This window comes from Luteimonas sp. A478 (assembly GCF_054052025.1).
This window is the reverse complement of record NZ_JBSVRF010000007.1, coordinates 29,942-45,961: the sequence shown is the minus strand read 5'-3', so window position 1 is coordinate 45,961 and position 16,020 is coordinate 29,942. Positions and strand designations below refer to the sequence as shown.

The window sequence follows — 16,020 nt, the reverse complement described above, 5'->3', positions numbered from 1 at the left end:
GGTTGCGACGCGGCTTCCGAAGCCACGTGGCATCGCCTGGATTCACGCGGCTTCGCGCGCATGGCGCGCTCCTACAGGGAGCCGCGCAGCAGGTAGAGGGCAAGCAGGCCGGCCGCCAATAGCACGCCGCCGATGGTCCGGATCTGGCGGTCCGGCATCATCAGCAGCTGATGCGCCGCCCGCTTCCAGCTGCCCGGGGCGGCGAACAGGAACAGCCCTTCAAGCACCGCCACCAGGCACAGCGCCGCCCAGAGCTCGCTCATCTGTCGCTGCGCATGTACTGCAGGAACGGATCGTCGCGCTCCAGCACGATCACCGCGTTGCCGTCCGCGAACGCGGCCCGGTACGCCTCCAGGCTGCGCTGGAAGGCATAGAAGGATGGATCGCGCATGGCGGCCTGACCGAAGATGCGGGTCGCTTCCGCATCACCCTCACCGCGCAGGGTCTGGGCGTCGCGCTCGGCCTCGGCCAGGATCACTGCCTGGTCGCGGTCGGCCTGGGCGCGGATCTCGCGGGCCTGCTCCTCACCTTCGGCGCGCAGCCTCGAGGCCACCTGCTTGCGCTCGGCGCTCATGCGGTTGTAGACCTGCTGGATCACGTCGCTGTCGGTCGGCAGGTCGATCCGCTTGAGGCGGATGTCGATGATCTGCATGCCCAGGGTGCTCGCACCGTCGTTGATCGAGGTCAGCTGCTTGGCGATCACCTCCGCCCGGTCACCAGACACCAGCTGGGTCAGGGTGCGGGCGTTGATCTCGTTGCGCAGCGAGTCCTTGATGATCGGCGCCAGCCGGTCTTCGGCGACGGCCATGTCACCGGCGGTGGCGCGGTAGAAATCGGCCACGTCGGAGATGTAGCCGATGGCTACGAAGTCCACCTCCACGTCCTTGCGCTCCGAGGTCAGGTAACGCTCGGGCGAGAAGTCGACCGCGTTGAAACGGCGGTCGTACACGTGCGCGGACTGCATCAGCGGGATCTTGAAGTGCAGGCCCGGACCAATGTCCGTGCGCACTACGCGGCCCAGCTGCAGCACCAGGCCCACCTGGCCTTCGCGGACGATGTAGACCGAACCCATCAGGCCGACCACCAGCAGTGCGGCCAGCACGGGAATCAATGCCTTGAACCTCATCGCGAGCCTCCTTCACGGGTCGGGCGGGGAGTGCGCGAACTGCGCGTGGGCTGATCCTGGGTCGAACCGCTGGCGCTGGCCGGCGGCATTTCGATCGGCACCATCGGTGGCGACGAGCCGCTGCGGGCCTCGCCATCCATCGGCACGTAGATCAGCTGGCGGCCATCACCGCCGACCACGGTACGGTTGTCAGCCAGCACCTGCTGCACCGTTTCAAGCCACAGGCGCTTGCGGGTGACTTCCGGCGCGTTTGCATACTCGTCGCGCAGCAGGGTGAAGCGGGTGGCGTCACCGGTGGCACGTGCGATCGAGGCGGTCTTGTAGCCCTCGGCCACGGTGCGGGTACGGGCCGCGGCGCCTCGCGCTTCCGGCACCACCTTGGCCGCGTAGGCACGCGCCTCGTTGATCAGGCTTTCCTGCACCTGCTGGGCGCTGTTGACCTCATCGAACGCCGGCTTGACCTGGTCCGGCGGACGCGCGTCCTGCAGGTTCAGTTCGGTGACGATCAAGCCGGTGCGGTAGATATCCAGCGAATCCTGCAGCTGCTTGGCAGCCACTGCGGAAAGCGGACCACGGGCACCCAGCACGGTATCCAGGTCGGCACGGCCCACCTGCTCGCGCACCACGCCCTGTGCCACCTGTTCCAGAACCCGGGTTGCATCCCTCGTACCGAACAGGAACAGCTCCGGATCGCCAACCCGGTACTGCACGTTCAAGGACACCACCACGATGTTCTCGTCGCGGGTCAGCACCGGCACGGTGTTGGTAAAGGTACGGATGCCGGTGGCATCGACCTTGATCACACGCTCGATCGGCCACGGCAGCTTCAGGCTCGGGCCCGGCTGGATGATCCGTACGGCCTGGCCGAAGCGCAGCACCACGCCGCGCTGGCGTTCTGCCACCAGCACCACGGAAGTGAGCACCAGCCACGCGACAAGGGCGAGCACCAGCCAACGCAGCGGATGGCCGCCACCGCCGCCAAACAGATTGCGCAGCTGGTCGATGAGGCCGTCGAGACCGCCACCGCCACCGCGTCCGCCGCCACCGGGCTTCCAGGGGCTGCGGCCATTGCCGCCTCCACCGCTGCGGTTGTTATTGCCGGGAATGTTCCAGGGCATGCCTGCTCCAGTAAAGAAATTTCACGCCGCCACGGCAGGGCCGCCGACGCGGGACCGCACATTCTACAAGGATGGGATGGCTCTGCCCCACCCACGGTTGATTTATCCCGTTTGCTCCACCAGCGCCTGCAGCGGCGCGCCCCCGGCCTCGGCCGCCAAGCGGGCGGCATCGGCGTGGGGCAGGTCCACCTGCAGGCGCCAGCCCTGCTCGTCATGGGACTCGCCGCGCACGGCGTCCAGCTCGTGCAGGCGGGCGCGCAGGCGACCGGCACTGGAGGGCAGCTCCAGCTCGCCCATGACGCGGCGAAGCCCGAGATTCCCGGCCAGCGCGGAACGCAGAAGATCCAGGCCATCGTGATCACGGGCCGAGATCCACACCCGCTCGCGCTGCGGCTGGTCTGTGCCAGCGGCCGCATGCGGCTGGTCATGTCGCGGCGTCGCGCCGTCGATGCGATCGATCTTGTTGAATACCAGCAGCTGCGGGATGTCGCCGGCGCCAATGTCTTCGAGCACCGCATCCACCTGGCCGATGCGCTCGTCGCGCAGCGGATCGGCCGCATCCACCAAGTGCAGCAACAGGTCGGCTTCGCGGGCCTCGTCCAGGGTCGAGCGGAACGCCGCCACCAGTTCATGCGGCAGGTCGCTCACGAAGCCGACGGTATCGGCCAGCACCACGTTGCCCCCGGGCAGGGTGATCCTGCGCACGGTCGGGTCCAGGGTGGCGAACAACTTGTCCGCAGCGTAGGCATCGGCACCGGTCAGGGCGTTGAACAGGGTTGATTTGCCGGCGTTGGTATAGCCCACCAGGGCCACCCTGGGCAGCTCGCTGCGCAGCCGTGCGCGGCGCATCTGGCCGCGCTGCACCTGTACCTTTTCCAGGCGCTTCTGCAACGCATCCACACGCTTCTGCAGCAATCGGCGATCGGTTTCCAGCTGGGTTTCACCCGGTCCGCGCAGGCCGATCGCGCCACCACGCTGGCTGTCCAGATGGGTCCAGCCGCGCACCAGGCGGCTGGCCATATGCCGCAGCTGGGCCAGCTCCACCTGCAGCTTGCCCTCATGGCTGCGGGCGCGCTGGGCGAAGATGTCCAGGATCAGGCCGGTCCGATCAACCACCCGGCACTGCAGGGCCTTCTCCAGGTTGCGCTCCTGGATCGGAGTAAGCGGGTGGTTGACCAGGATCAGGTCAGCCCCGGTCGCCGCTACGGCAGCCTTCATCTCCTCCAGCTTGCCGCTGCCTATGAGGGTGGCAGGATTGGGCCGTTCGACACGTGCGGCCAGCACCGCAGCCACGCTGGCGCCCGCAGAGCGGGCCAGCTCGGAAAATTCTTCCAGCGCTGCATCGGTGGCCGAGCCACCGATCTGCGGCTGGATCAACAGGGCGTGCTCGCCCTTGTCACTGCGTTCAAACAAGCGGCGTGCGCTCCTGACGGGGTATGTCAGCAGATGTGGGGCCGCGGACGCCGGATGTCAAGCGGGGCGCCTGCGCGGCGCCCCGTGGAATTACTGCTCAGCCGGCCCGCGCTCAGCCGCCACCTCGGCGCCGCCAGCCTCCGATGTGGCCTGCACATGCCCCCCGCCCGGTCCCACGCGCACGTTGCGCGCCGGCACCACGGTGGAGATGGCGTGCTTGTAGACCATCTGGCTGACCGTGTTGCGCAGCAACACCACGAATTGATCGAACGATTCAATGGTCCCCTGCAGCTTGATGCCGTTGACCAGGTAGATCGAAACCGGCACGCGCTCGCGCCGCAAGGCATTCAGGAAAGGATCCTGCAAAGACTGTCCCTTGGACATGGAATATCCCCAGCTTGGTTATTGTTGTAAGCGGCCGAGGCCGCGCACCGCCTCGATCCCCTTGGCGGTGACGGCCGATGGTACACAAATCACCGCCCCAGAAACCGGGACACGGTGCCACGCAGCGCCGCTGCCTGCGACTGCGGATCAAACCAGAGCGCGTCCAGTTCGCCGCGCAGCCAGGTCAGCTGGCGCTTGGCCAGCTGGCGGGTGGCAGCAATGGCCCGGTCGCGGAAGCCGTCGGCATCGACCGCGCCATCCAGATGTTCCCAAGCCTGGCGGTAGCCCACCGCACGCAGCGCCGGCAAGTCCAGCGGGGCCGGGTGGCCGCGCAGCTCGGGCAGGGCGCGGAGCGCCTGGACCTCTTCAATGAAGCCGGCTTCCAGCATGGCGTCGAAGCGCTGGGCGATGCGCTGATGCAGCACGGCACGGTCATCCGGCGCCAGCACCAGCTTCAGGACACGGAACGGCAGGCGCCCGGAAGGCGGCGCGGCCTGCAGTTCACTGATCCTGCGCCCGGTCAGCTCATAGACTTCCAGCGCCCTCTGGATCCGCTGCGGATCGGTGGCGTGGATGCGGCGCGCCGCGTCCGGGTCAACCCGGGCCAGTTCGGCATGCATTGCCGGCCACCCCAGCGCTTCGGCCCGTGTCGCCAGCCGCGCGCGTGTCTCCGGATCTGCCGGCGGCATCGCCGACAGGCCACGCAACAGCGAGCGGAAATAAAGTCCGGTGCCGCCGGCCAGGATCGGAAGCCGCCCGCGACCGGCAATGTCGTCGAGCACGACGCGGGCGTCAGCGGCGAACTCCGCGGCCGAGTACGGCTGCCAGGGATCGCGGACATCGATCAGATGATGCGGCACCTGCCCGCGTTCTGCGGCGCTGGGCTTGGCAGCACCAATGTCCAGGCCGCGATACACCAGCGCCGAATCCACACTGACGATTTCCCCGCCCAGCGCGCGCGCGCATTCAAGCGCGAACGCGGTTTTACCCGAAGCGGTCGGGCCCATGATGGCGATGGCCGCCGGGCGATGGTGGATTGACATACCCGGATTATGGCGCTGCCCGAAACCAGTCAGTAGCCGGTCTCCCGCAGCGACTGCCTCACCTGCTGGTGCCGGCCCTGGATCTCTGGCGAAGGCGCCCGCCCCATCAGGCTGACAAGCACAATCGCCAGCGTCGCCATCACAAAGCCGGGCACCATTTCATACAGTGCGAACCCCAACTGCTTCCATGCAATCACAACGACTGCGCCGGTAATCATTCCCGCCAGCGCACCATTGCGGGTCATGCGGCCCCAGAACAGGGACAGCACCAACACCGGACCGAACGCCGAGCCGAAGCCGGCCCAGGCATAGGCCACCAGCCCCAGCACCCGACTGTCCGGGTCGCGCGCCAGCCACAGCGCCACCAGCGCGACCAGCAGCACGCTGGCGCGGCCGACCCAGACCAGCTCGCGCTGGCTGGCATCTTTGCGGAAGAAGCCGCGGTAGAAGTCCTCCGACAGCACGCTGGAGCACACGATCAACTGGCTGGACAGGGTGCTCATCACCGCGGCCAGGATTGCCGACAGGATGATGCCCGCGATCCAGGGATTGAACAGCAGCTCCACCGCAATGATGAAGACCCGCTCCGGATTGGCCTCCACCGGAGCCGCGAATTGCGGATTGAGTGCGAAGTAGGCGATACCGAAGAAGCCAACCGCCAGCGCACCCACCATGCACAGGATCATCCAGCTCATGCCGATCCGGCGTGCTTTCGGGATCGAGTGGATGCTGTCGATGGCCATGAACCGCACCAGGATATGCGGCTGGCCGGCGTAGCCCAGTCCCCAGGCCAGCGCGGACACGACCGCGACCAGGCCACCGGCGCCAATCCAGTTCAGGTTGGTGGGATCCAGCTCGCGGATCAGCTCAAGGCCATCACCCAGCCCGCCGCTGTGCGTCACCACCAGTATCGGCGTGATCAACAGCGCAAACAGCATCATCGTGCCCTGGGCCACATCGGTCCAGCTCACCGCCAGAAACCCGCCGACCAGACTGTAGAGCACCGTTACCGCCGCGCCCCACCAGATGGCTTGGGCGTAGGTCAGGCCGAACACGCTCTCGAACAGTCGCCCCCCGGCGACCACGCCCGAGGCGCAGTACACAGCAAAAAACACCAGGATCACCACCGCCGCCAACACCCGCAGCACCTTGCTGTCGTCCTTGAACCGATTGGTCATGAAATCCGGCAGGGTCAGCGCATTGCCGGTGGTTTCGGTATAGACCCGCAGCGGGCCGGCCACGTAGTGCCAGTTGAGCCACGCACCGGTGACCAGGCCAAGCCCAATCCATGCCTCTGACAGACCGTTGAGGTACATCGCACCAGGCAGGCCCATCATCAGCCAGCCGCTCATGTCCGATGCGCCGGCCGACAGCGCGGCGGTGGTGGGGCTGAGCCGGCGACCACCCAGGATGTAGTCGTCGAAGTTCTTGGTTGACCGCCAGGCGTAGAAGCCGATCAGCACCATGCCGGCGAGATAGGCAAGAAAGGTGACGACAAGTGGCGTACTGGTTTCAAGCATGGGCAACGCTTCCCCTCGGGATCCGGCCGCCAGTACGGCGGCAACGAGGGCGCAGCCTAACGCAGCATGCGCTTGACGTCAGCCCACCGTGACCAACGGCACAGCGGCGCCCGGGTGCGTCTACCCGTCTTCCGGCCAGCGCGGTTGCGCGGTCACCGTCCCCGTGCGGGGAACGGGAACGGCATCGATCGCTTCCCAGACCCTGAGCGCGTCCACCGTGGCGGCCACGTCATGCACCCGCAGGATCTTCGCCCCGCGCTGGGCGGCCACCAGATGCGCCGCCACCGACCCGTGCACACGCTCCAGCGGCGTATTGCGCCCGGTGAGTTCACCAATGCTGCGTTTGCGGGACAAACCCGCCAGCACCGGCACCCCCAATTCTGTGAACCGCTGCAGCTGCGCCAGCAGGATCATGTTGTGGGCAGTCGTCTTGCCGAAGCCGAACCCCGGGTCAGCCACGATCCGCGACCGCGGGATGCCCGCCATTTCGGCGGCGAAGATGCGCTCGGCGAGGAAGCGGTGCACTTCGCCCACCACATCCTCGTAGTACGGCGCATCCTGCATCGAGCGCGGCTCGCCGAGCATGTGCATCAGCACGACCGGCACGCCCAGCTCGGCGGCGGCATCCAGCGCCCCTTCCCGGCGCAGGCCGTAAATGTCATTGATGATGCCCGCGCCCGCTGCGACGGCGGCGCGCATTACCTCGGGCTTGAAGGTGTCGATCGACAGCGGCACCGGGGTTTCCCGGGCCAGACGCTCAATGACCGGCACCGTGCGACGCAGCTCTTCCTCAAGCGGAACCGCATCAGCCCCAGGGCGCGTGGACTCGCCGCCAATATCAAGGACGTCCGCCCCTTCGGCCACGAGCGCCAGGCCATGGGCCACCGCGGCATCCAGGTCGAAATGCGCGCCGCCATCGGAAAACGAGTCGGGGGTAATGTTGACGATCCCCATGACACGGGGGCGGTCAAGCGCCAGCGGGCGGCCGGCGCAGTCGAGCGTTGGCGTGGTATCGAACATCCAGGGCGTCCGGTGCCTGAGCCCGGCTGTACCGGGCTCCGGTTAAATCAAGTCAGGTCTGTTCCGCGGGGCCGCCGATCGGCAGGGTCTGGCCGTCATCGCCACCGTCTCCGCCGTCACCGCTCTTGCGCGCCTTGTCCCAGCCCATCGGCGGCGGCGGATCACGGCCTTCCATGATCGCGTCGATCTGCGGCACGTCGATGGTCTCGTATTCCAGCAGCAGCTTGGCCATGGCGTGGAGCTTGTCCATGTTCCCGCTCAGGATCTCCCGGGTACGGTCGTAGGCACGATCGAGGATCAGGCGCACCACCTCGTCGATCTTGCGCGCGGTGTCGTCGGACACGCTCTTGTGCTGCGTGACCGAGCGGCCGAGGAACACCTCGTCCTCGTCATCGCTGTAGGCGATCGGACCCAGCTCGTCGCTCAGGCCCCACTTGGTGACCATGTTGCGCGCGATCTTGGTCGCCCGCTCAATGTCGTTGGAGGCGCCAGTGGTGACCTTGTCCTCACCGAAGATAAGCTCCTCGGCCACCCGCCCGCCATACAGCGAGCAAAGCTGCGACTCGATGGCGATCTTGTTCATCGAATATTTGTCGCCCTCGGGCAGGTACATGGTCACGCCCAGTGCGCGGCCGCGGGGAATGATGGTGACCTTGTAGACCGGGTCATGCTCGGGCACCAGGCGGCCGACGATGGCGTGGCCGGCCTCGTGATACGCGGTCAGCTCCTTCTCGTCCTCGCTCATGGCCATCGAGCGGCGCTCGGCGCCCATCAGGATCTTGTCGCGGGCACGATCGAAGTGCTCCATCCGCACTACCGAGGCGTTTTCCCGGGCGGCGAACAGCGCCGCCTCGTTGACCAGGTTGGCCAGGTCCGCGCCGGAGAAGCCGGGCGTACCGCGGGCCACAATCATCGGCTCCACGTCATCGTCCAGCGGCACCTTGCGCATGTGCACCTTGAGGATCTGGTCGCGGCCCCTCACGTCGGGCAGGCCCACCATCACCTGACGGTCGAAGCGGCCCGGGCGCAGCAGCGCGGGATCCAGCACGTCGGGGCGGTTGGTGGCGGCGATCACGATCACGCCCTCCCCGCCCTCGAAGCCGTCCATCTCGACCAGCAGCTGGTTCAAGGTCTGCTCGCGCTCGTCGTGACCGCCGCCCAGGCCGGCACCACGGTGGCGGCCGACCGCGTCGATCTCGTCGATGAAGATGATGCACGGCGAGTGCTTCTTGGCCTGCTCGAACATATCGCGCACGCGCGACGCACCGACGCCGACGAACATTTCGACGAAGTCGGAACCGGAGATCGAGAAGAACGGCACCTTGGCCTCACCGGCGATCGCACGCGCCAGCAGGGTCTTGCCGGTGCCGGGCGGGCCGACCATCAGCACGCCGCGCGGAATCTTGCCGCCCAGTTTCTGGAAGCGCGATGGATCACGCAGGAACTCGACCAGCTCGGAGACTTCTTCCTTGGCCTCGTCGCAGCCGGCCACGTCACTGAAGTTGACCTTGACCTGGTCCTCGTTGAGCAGCTTGGCGCGCGAACGGCCGAAGCTCATGGCGCCCTTGCCACCGCCCTGCTGCATCTGCCGCATCATGAAGAAGAAGAAACCGATGATCAGCAGGACCGGCAGGAAATTGATCAGGATGTAGGCCAGTGAGGGCCCGGTGGACGGCGGCGCCTGCTTGATCTCCACATTGTGGTTGATCAGGTCGTCGATCATGCGCTCGTCGCGGCGCGGCGCGATCACGGTGCCACGGGCACCATCGGCGCGCTCGAACGAGATCGTGCGCTCGTCCTCGGCGATGTCCACCCGCTTGATCCGGCTGTTCCGCACTTCCTCCATAAACTGCGAGTACTGCACTTCCTGCGGGCCGGCAGTGTTCGGGCTGAAGCTCTGGAACACCATCATCAATACGATGGCGACAACCACCCAAAGCAACAGATTTTTGACCAGATCATTCATTCAAATTCTTTCCCAGGCGCTCGGGCGCCATGCTACTTCATCTGTACACGCTTGCCCTGTGCGAGCGCATAGACTTCCGGCGAACGCTGCCGCGATGCCGATGGTTTGCGGATCACCACCCGGTCGTAGCGGCGGCGCAGTTCCCGTACGTAGTCGTCGAAACCCACGCCGTGGAACAACTTGATCAGGAACGCGCCGCCCGGCCTCAGGTGACCGTCGGCGAAATCCATCGCCAGCTCGGCCAAGTACATCACCCGCGGCTGATCTACCGAATCCATACCACTCTTGTTTGGGGCCATATCCGACAACACAAGGTCGACGGGCTTTCCGGCGAGGGCAGTCTCAAGACTCGATAAGACCTCACCCTCCCTGAAGTCGCCATGAAGGAACTCGACCCCGGCCAGCGGCGGCATCTCCAGGATATCCAAGGCGATCACCCGCCCCGGCCTGGACTCATCCATGCGGTCCAACTCCTGGCGGACCCACTGCGACCACCCTCCCGGGGCCGCACCCAGGTCCACCACGGTCATGCCCGGTTTGAGCAGCCGGTCGCGGGCGACCAGCTCTTCCAGTTTGTAGACCGCGCGCGAGCGCATGCCCTCGGCCTTCGCCTTCTTCACGAAGGGGTCGGAAAAGTGTTCTTTCAGCCAGCGTTGGCTGCTCTTGCTGCGGGCCATGGGGAAGATTCGGGAGCGATGGGGGCGGCGGAAGATCGCCGCTGTCATGATACCCTGCCGCTCCCACCCTCATTGACGCGAACCCGTATGCCAGCCGCCCTGACCGCCGCACAGATCCGTTTCCTCCGCGGCAAGGCTCATGATCTCAACGCCATCCTGCAGGTAGGCGGAAAGGGGGTAAGCGACCCGGTGATTGCCGAGCTGGAGGGAGCGCTGGAGCACCATGAGCTGGTCAAGGTGAAGATCGCCGATGACGACCGCGACCAGCGCAGCGCGATTGTGGCCGAACTGGCCGAGCGCAGCGGCGCCGCACTGGTGCAGAAGATCGGCAAAGTGGCCGTGCTCTACCGGCCCAGCATCGGCAAACGCCAGATCGTCCTGCCCAGGGCCTGACGGCGCCGCATACGCATAGCGCGAACCGCTCCCATGCAGCTTCATCTTGAACGACCCGACTACGAGTTCTACCTGCGCAGCGCCGGTGGCAGCTCCGCCCTGGTCAACGAGCGCCGGCTGACCCGCAGTTTCGTGGTTGCCCCGGACGTTCTGATCGAAGACTGGCCGGTACGCGACGCCACCGCAATGCTGATGCCGGACCTGGAACAGATCCTGGCGCTGTCACCTGCCCTGGTGCTGCTGGGCACAGGGCCCAGTCAGGTGTTTCCGCCGGCGGAAATTATGGCTGCCTGCCTGTCGCGCGGCATCGGCCTTGAGGCCATGGCCAACGACTCGGCCGCCCGCACTTACCACGTGCTCGCCGGGGAAGGCCGCCGGGTGGTGGCTGGTTTCATCCTCAGCGGCTCGTAAGCGCACAGGTCCCGGCCACACCGGCCGGACTGCCAACGAGCTCCCGCCGACCGACCGCGCTGGAAAGTTCAGCGCCGGGGAAGGTACGACAGGGGATCGACGGGACGACCGTTGTGACGGATCTCGAAATGGAGCATGTCGCGCGCCGCACCGCTGCGGCCCATTTCTGCGACCTGCTGGCCTGCGCGCACCCGCTCGCCCTCATTGACCAGGCGGGCGCGGTTGTGGCCATAGGCTGACAGCCATTCGTCGTCGTGCTTGACGATGATCAGCTCGCCATAGCCCACCAGACCTGACCCCGAATAGACCACCACGCCGTCCCCGGCCGCCTTCACCGGCTGACCGCCACTGCCGGCAATACCGATGCCCTGTTTGGTCGGATCCCCTGAAGCGAACCGGCTCACCAGCTGGCCATCGGCTGGCCAGCGCCAGCTCACCGAACTGCGCGCCGGTGCCGGCGCAGGCGTTGCCGGCGGCTGCGTGGGGGTGGACTGACCCGCAGGCCGCGAAGGCGTCGATGCCGTGCGCGCAGGGGCCCGGCCATCGGCTGGATACAGCCGCAGGCGCTGTCCGGGATAAATGGTGTAAGGCGGGGCGATGTTGTTCCAAGTGGCCAGGTCCAGCGGGCTGATTCCGTTGCTGACAGCAAGCCGGTAAACGGTGTCGCCACGCTTGACTGTCACGGTCTGCCCCGGCTGCGCGGTGGACGCCTTCCCGCCTTCGCGGACCACCCGGCTGCTGCCGCATGCGCTCAGCAGCACGCTCAACACCACCAGCACGATTGCCATCCTCATCAATGCAACTCCATCCTGCCCAACCCCGGGGCGCCTGCCAGACCAACCACGGAAATCATTCTGCCTCATGGCCAATGAAGGAACCCGGTACATCAGTCCACCACTCCAGCCAGCAGCGGCACGAATATCACCTGGGCAATCTCGCTGCGCTCCAAGGAGCCATCGGCGCGCTTGCGCAGCTTGACCAGCACCTGCGCGCTGCCGCTGCCCACCGGTGCCACCAGTACCCCACCCGGGGCCAATTGCTCGGTCAACGCATCCACCAGCGCGGGAGCGCCAGCCGTCACCAGTATGGCGTCGAACGGCGCATGCTCCGGCCAGCCGATGCGGCCGTCGTCATGACGGCTGCGTACGGTCAGGCCCAGCGAGCGGAACCGCTTGCGGGCGACCCGCAGCAGTTCGCCGATGCGCTCGACGGTGTAGACCTTGACTCCCAGCGAGGCCAGGATCGCAGCCTGGTACCCGGAGCCAGTGCCGATTTCCAGCGCCGTCGCAGGCATACCGCCCTCCAGCACCTCTTCGGTCATCTTTGCCACCACCCAGGGCTGGGAAATGGTCTGGCCGTGTCCGATCGGCAGCGCGGTGTCATCGTAGGCGCGCGTGGCCAGGGCTTCATCGACGAACAGGTGCCGCGGCACCAGACCCATTGCATTGAGCACGCGCTCATTGCTGATGCCGCCCTCACGGAGGCGCTCGATCAACCGGTCACGTACCCGCTGCGAGGTCATGCCAACGCCGATCGCCTCGGGCTGAAGTCTCAGGCGCGGGCTCATCGCCCCTTCTCTCTGAGCTGATCGGCCAACCCGCCTACCCAGCTCGACACCTGTTCCAGGGCCTGATAGCGGGTGAGATCAACCACGATCGGAGTGATCGAGATGTTGCCCGTGCGCACGGCGTGGAAATCCGTGCCTGGGCCGGCGTCCTGCTCCGCACCGGCGCGACCGATCCAGTACCAGCTGCGGCCACGCGGGTCTTCCAGCGGCACGCACGGCTCGGCGCGGTGACGGTTGCCCAGACGGGTCACTTCAAACCCTTTCACCTCGCTCCAGGGAATATCCGGAACGTTGACGTTGAGAATGGTGTCGGCGGGCAGCGGGTCGGCCTTGAGCCGCTGCACCAGCTCCACGGCCGCGCGTGCCGCGGTCTCGTAGTGCTTGCCAACGTGGTCCGCGGTAACCAGCGAGACCGCCAGCGCCGGCAGTCCAAGAAAGCGCCCTTCCATCGCCGCGGCCACCGTGCCGGAATAGATCACGTCATCGCCCATGTTGGCGGCGTTGTTGATGCCCGATACGACGATGTCCGGCTCGTGCTCCAGCATGCCGCGGATGGCCACATGCACCGAATCGGTGGGCGTGCCATGCACGCGCCAGACGTCCTTTTCCAGTTGCACCACGCGCAGCGGCATGTCCAGGGTCAAGGAGTTGCTCGCGCCGGACCGGTCGCGGTCGGGCGCGACGATCTGCACGTGGTGACCTGCATTGCGCAACCCTTCGGCGAGGATCCGGATGCCCGGCGCGTCTACGCCGTCGTCGTTGCTGACCAGTATCCGCATGAAACTTTCCGCGCCGCCCCGTGCTGTGAATCGAGGCGACATGATAGCGGATGCGCCCACCTGACTGGCCCGGCTCGGGTAATCTGGGCGCATGGCCAGGCGACGCAAGCAGGACGAGGTGGACGCGGACGATGCCGCGCTGTTCCGGGACGCCATCGGCCCGGTCCGGCAGCTCCCTGAGACGCCCGCAACGCCGCGCGCTCCGCGCCCCAAGCCGCGCCCGCGGATGGCCGAGCGTGACGAGCGCGAGGCGCTGAGCGAGTTCGCAAAGATGCTGGAGTCCGGTCCACTGGAAGCCGGCGACAGCCTGCGCTACCGGCGCGATGAAATCAGTCCGCGCATGCTCAAAAGGCTGGCCAAGGGCCATTACGCGGTCCAGGACGAACTGGACCTGCACCATGCTGGGACGCGGCTGGCCGAATCCATGCTGCGGCAATTCCTGGCGGAAGCGCGTGACGCTGGCAGCGGCTGCGTGCGGATCGTGCATGGCAAGGGACTGCACGGGAGCGGCACGCCCGTGCTCAAGAACATGGTTGATCGCCTCCTGCGCCAGCGCGCCGACGTACTGGCGTTCCATTCCGCCCCGCCCGCCCAGGGCGGGACCGGGGCGGTGCTGGTGCTGCTCAGGCCGCGCTGAACCCCGGCCGCGCTGTCTCCGCCAGATTATTCCAGCCCGTTGTCGACAACTGCTGTGTCAGGACGGAGGAGCGGCGGATGCACCCAATGCACTTCCACCCCGCGGCGGCGGGCGATCTGTTCAACGCGCAGGATGTACGTCCCGTCGTTCCTGAAGGAATCGGGCTGACTGGCGGAAGTGGCAGCCGCGGATGCCAGGCGCATGTCGGCCTGGCTGGCACAAGCGGCCAGGCTGGACGCGGCGATGATGAAACAGCAACGAAGCAGGCCTTTCATGGCGGATCCTCCCATGCGGTATCCGGGACGGCGCCGGCGCGGAGGGCGTCGACGCCCGATTCCGGTTATACGCCTGGCCGCGGCAGCCTGCTGTGATTCCCGCCGGCGCCCGACCAACGGTCAGCCGGTCTGCGCGGCATCCCGGACCGGGCCGAGCTCCGCCAGCAGCGCGGTGGCGTAGGTCCCGCGGGGCAGCGAAAACCTCAAGCGCAGTACATCGTCTGCGAGCCAGCTCCAGGCCAGATCCTGCGGCAGTAGCCGGGTAGAACGACGCTCCTGGCGCAGGCCGGCCGCTTCCAGCCCTTGGCGCATTGCGTGCGCGTCGGGCGTATCCAGCGCAGCCAGTTCCAGCGCCCGCGCCTCGCCTTCGCTGCGCAGCTCGCCCTTCCCCCACAGCGGTGCGCTGGGATGGATATCGAACGCGGCCAGCCGTCCGGCCAGCACCTCGCTCCAGGGCTCGGGCCCGAATGCGGCACGGCTGCTGTCCAGCATCCACGCCTCGCCTTCGAGCGGACTGTTCCAGTTGCCGGCCTGCACCCGTTCGGTCAGTACCCGGTTGAACAGCTCCGAGCGGGCGGCCGAGAGCAGGTGGCCGCGCTGGTCGCGGCGCACCCGGCGGCCGGCAAACATGGCCAGGGCCGCATCGATGTTGCCGCCACCCCGGCCAAAGCGCTGCTCGCCAAACCAGTTGGGGACGCCTTCCGCCGCGGCGCGTGCAAGCCGCTCTTCGATCGCGGAGCGCTCCCCCTCTACTTCGCGCAGGACCAATTCAAAGCGGTTGCCCACCAGTGCCCCGCGCGGGATTTTCTTCACGTGTCGGGTCTGCTCGAGCACCCGCACGTCATCGTCCTCAAGCGTGTCGACCGAAGGCGCTTCGCGTCCCGGCAGGTGCACGCTGAAGCGCTGTCGGGTGACCGCATGGCGGTCCTTCAGCCCGGCATAGCCGACCGCCATCTCCGGTACGCTGGCCCAGCGCGCCAGGCGGCGGGCGACCTCGGCGGTATTCAGTCCGCGCTTTTCAATCGTGAGCAGCTCGTGCTCGCCGCTGCCGGTGGCCTCGAAACCGTCGATCTCATCGACACGGAAATCCTCCACCACGCTGCGCATGGCCGCCTGCAGCACAGTTTCTCCCCAAGCACGCGGCAATCCCCGGCCGGCGCCGGCATCAGGTGCGCTCACGCGCGAACCAGCAGGCACACGGCGTGGGCTGCGATGCCCTCTTCGCGGCCAAGGTGGCCCAACTTTTCGTTGGTGGTGGCCTTGACGCTGACCGCATCGATATCCACCTGGAGGTCGGCGGCGATCAGCTCACGCATGGCCTGGGCGTGGGGGCCGATCTTCGGCTGCTCGCACACGATGGTGATATCCGCGTTGCCCAGCCGCCAGCCACGGCCGGCGACGAGTTCGCGGCAGCGGCGCAGGAACATGCGGCTGTCGGCGTCTTTCCACTGCGGATCGCTGGGCGGAAAGTGGGTACCGATGTCGCCCATGGCCAGCGCGCCAAACATGGCATCGCACAGCGCATGCAGGGCCACGTCACCGTCGCTGTGGGCAACGAAGCCACGCCCGTGCGGGATGTGCACGCCGCCGATAACCACGTGGTCGCCTTCACCAAAGGCGTGCACATCGAAGCCTTGGCCGATGCGGAACGGGATGTTGTCAGTCATCACGCAATGCTACCGCCAACCGGC

Annotated in this window: 19 protein-coding genes; 3 read left to right on the top strand and 16 right to left on the bottom strand. The window is 67.0% G+C overall.

From position 1 onward, the window contains the following. Positions 1-71: 71 nt before the first annotated feature. From ACW7G3_RS12900 to rlmE, 10 genes are all read right to left on the bottom strand, one after another. Complete coding sequence (locus ACW7G3_RS12900; RefSeq protein WP_456976098.1) at positions 72-263, bottom strand: DUF2065 domain-containing protein; 192 nt, start codon at positions 261-263, stop codon at positions 72-74. Beyond that, the gene (gene hflC, locus ACW7G3_RS12895; protein WP_456983222.1) at positions 260-1,126 is read right to left on the bottom strand and encodes a protease modulator HflC; all 867 of its coding nucleotides are present in this window, start codon (positions 1,124-1,126) and stop codon (positions 260-262) included. The genes ACW7G3_RS12900 and hflC overlap by 4 nt, the downstream gene beginning before the upstream one ends. Continuing rightward, on the bottom strand, positions 1,123-2,244 hold the full coding sequence (hflK, locus tag ACW7G3_RS12890) for an FtsH protease activity modulator HflK (RefSeq protein ID WP_456983220.1): 1,122 nt from the start codon (positions 2,242-2,244) through the stop codon (positions 1,123-1,125). Before hflK ends, hflC begins: the two co-directional genes overlap by 4 nt. Before the next feature lie 102 nt (positions 2,245-2,346). Further along, positions 2,347-3,657 carry a ribosome rescue GTPase HflX gene (hflX, locus tag ACW7G3_RS12885; protein ID WP_456983218.1) on the bottom strand — a complete coding sequence of 437 codons (1,311 nt, stop codon included), beginning with the start codon at positions 3,655-3,657 and terminating at the stop codon, positions 2,347-2,349. A 90-nt stretch (positions 3,658-3,747) separates the two neighbouring features. Further along, entirely contained in the window at positions 3,748-4,041 is a 294-nt protein-coding gene (gene hfq, locus ACW7G3_RS12880; RefSeq protein ID WP_456976106.1) for an RNA chaperone Hfq, read from the bottom strand. A gap of 89 nt (positions 4,042-4,130) precedes the next feature. Further along, entirely contained in the window at positions 4,131-5,084 is a 954-nt protein-coding gene (gene miaA / locus ACW7G3_RS12875; protein ID WP_456983217.1) for a tRNA (adenosine(37)-N6)-dimethylallyltransferase MiaA, read from the bottom strand. Between the two features lie 29 nt (positions 5,085-5,113). Further along, the gene (gene putP, locus ACW7G3_RS12870) at positions 5,114-6,604 is read right to left on the bottom strand and encodes a sodium/proline symporter PutP (RefSeq protein WP_456983215.1); all 1,491 of its coding nucleotides are present in this window, start codon (positions 6,602-6,604) and stop codon (positions 5,114-5,116) included. Between the two features lie 120 nt (positions 6,605-6,724). Beyond that, complete coding sequence (gene folP, locus ACW7G3_RS12865) at positions 6,725-7,624, bottom strand: dihydropteroate synthase (RefSeq protein ID WP_456983213.1); 900 nt, start codon at positions 7,622-7,624, stop codon at positions 6,725-6,727. Between the two features lie 52 nt (positions 7,625-7,676). Beyond that, positions 7,677-9,590 (bottom strand): ATP-dependent zinc metalloprotease FtsH, encoded by a 1,914-nt coding sequence (gene ftsH / locus ACW7G3_RS12860; RefSeq protein ID WP_456983212.1) that lies wholly within the window; start codon positions 9,588-9,590, stop codon positions 7,677-7,679. A gap of 32 nt (positions 9,591-9,622) precedes the next feature. Further along, a complete protein-coding gene (gene rlmE, locus ACW7G3_RS12855) occupies positions 9,623-10,267 on the bottom strand; it encodes a 23S rRNA (uridine(2552)-2'-O)-methyltransferase RlmE (RefSeq protein WP_456976116.1) in 645 nt (214 codons plus the stop codon). 87 nt (positions 10,268-10,354) lie between these two features. Between rlmE and yhbY the strand changes: the two genes are divergently transcribed. Together yhbY and ACW7G3_RS12845 are read left to right on the top strand one after the other, a co-directional pair. After that, positions 10,355-10,660: a ribosome assembly RNA-binding protein YhbY gene (gene yhbY, locus ACW7G3_RS12850; protein WP_456983210.1), complete on the top strand. Its 306-nt coding sequence runs from the start codon at positions 10,355-10,357 to the stop codon at positions 10,658-10,660. Between the two features lie 33 nt (positions 10,661-10,693). Continuing rightward, complete coding sequence (locus tag ACW7G3_RS12845) at positions 10,694-11,071, top strand: Mth938-like domain-containing protein (RefSeq protein ID WP_456983209.1); 378 nt, start codon at positions 10,694-10,696, stop codon at positions 11,069-11,071. A gap of 68 nt (positions 11,072-11,139) precedes the next feature. Here the strand turns inward: ACW7G3_RS12845 and ACW7G3_RS12840 are convergent, their stop codons facing one another. The 3 genes from ACW7G3_RS12840 to surE all read right to left on the bottom strand — a co-directional run bounded on the left by ACW7G3_RS12840 (position 11,140) and on the right by surE (position 13,417). After that, a complete protein-coding gene (locus ACW7G3_RS12840) occupies positions 11,140-11,865 on the bottom strand; it encodes a peptidoglycan DD-metalloendopeptidase family protein (protein ID WP_456983208.1) in 726 nt (241 codons plus the stop codon). Between the two features lie 92 nt (positions 11,866-11,957). Beyond that, positions 11,958-12,638, bottom strand: a complete 681-nt coding sequence (locus tag ACW7G3_RS12835) for a protein-L-isoaspartate(D-aspartate) O-methyltransferase (RefSeq protein WP_456983207.1) — start codon at positions 12,636-12,638, stop codon at positions 11,958-11,960. Beyond that, on the bottom strand, positions 12,635-13,417 hold the full coding sequence (gene surE / locus ACW7G3_RS12830) for a 5'/3'-nucleotidase SurE (RefSeq protein ID WP_456983205.1): 783 nt from the start codon (positions 13,415-13,417) through the stop codon (positions 12,635-12,637). Before surE ends, ACW7G3_RS12835 begins: the two co-directional genes overlap by 4 nt. Positions 13,418-13,508: 91 nt before the next feature. Between surE and ACW7G3_RS12825 the strand changes: the two genes are divergently transcribed. Then, positions 13,509-14,054, top strand: coding sequence for a Smr/MutS family protein (locus ACW7G3_RS12825; RefSeq protein ID WP_456983204.1), 546 nt, complete (start codon positions 13,509-13,511; stop codon positions 14,052-14,054). A gap of 26 nt (positions 14,055-14,080) precedes the next feature. Here ACW7G3_RS12825 and ACW7G3_RS12820 read toward each other — a convergent pair whose 3' ends face one another. The 3 genes from ACW7G3_RS12820 to ispF form a co-directional block, all read right to left on the bottom strand. After that, positions 14,081-14,329, bottom strand: coding sequence for a hypothetical protein (locus ACW7G3_RS12820; RefSeq protein ID WP_456983202.1), 249 nt, complete (start codon positions 14,327-14,329; stop codon positions 14,081-14,083). A gap of 120 nt (positions 14,330-14,449) precedes the next feature. Further along, positions 14,450-15,475, bottom strand: a complete 1,026-nt coding sequence (gene truD, locus ACW7G3_RS12815; protein ID WP_456983340.1) for a tRNA pseudouridine(13) synthase TruD — start codon at positions 15,473-15,475, stop codon at positions 14,450-14,452. Between the two features lie 29 nt (positions 15,476-15,504). After that, on the bottom strand, positions 15,505-15,996 hold the full coding sequence (ispF, locus tag ACW7G3_RS12810; RefSeq protein ID WP_456976134.1) for a 2-C-methyl-D-erythritol 2,4-cyclodiphosphate synthase: 492 nt from the start codon (positions 15,994-15,996) through the stop codon (positions 15,505-15,507). Positions 15,997-16,020: the final 24 nt, after the last annotated feature.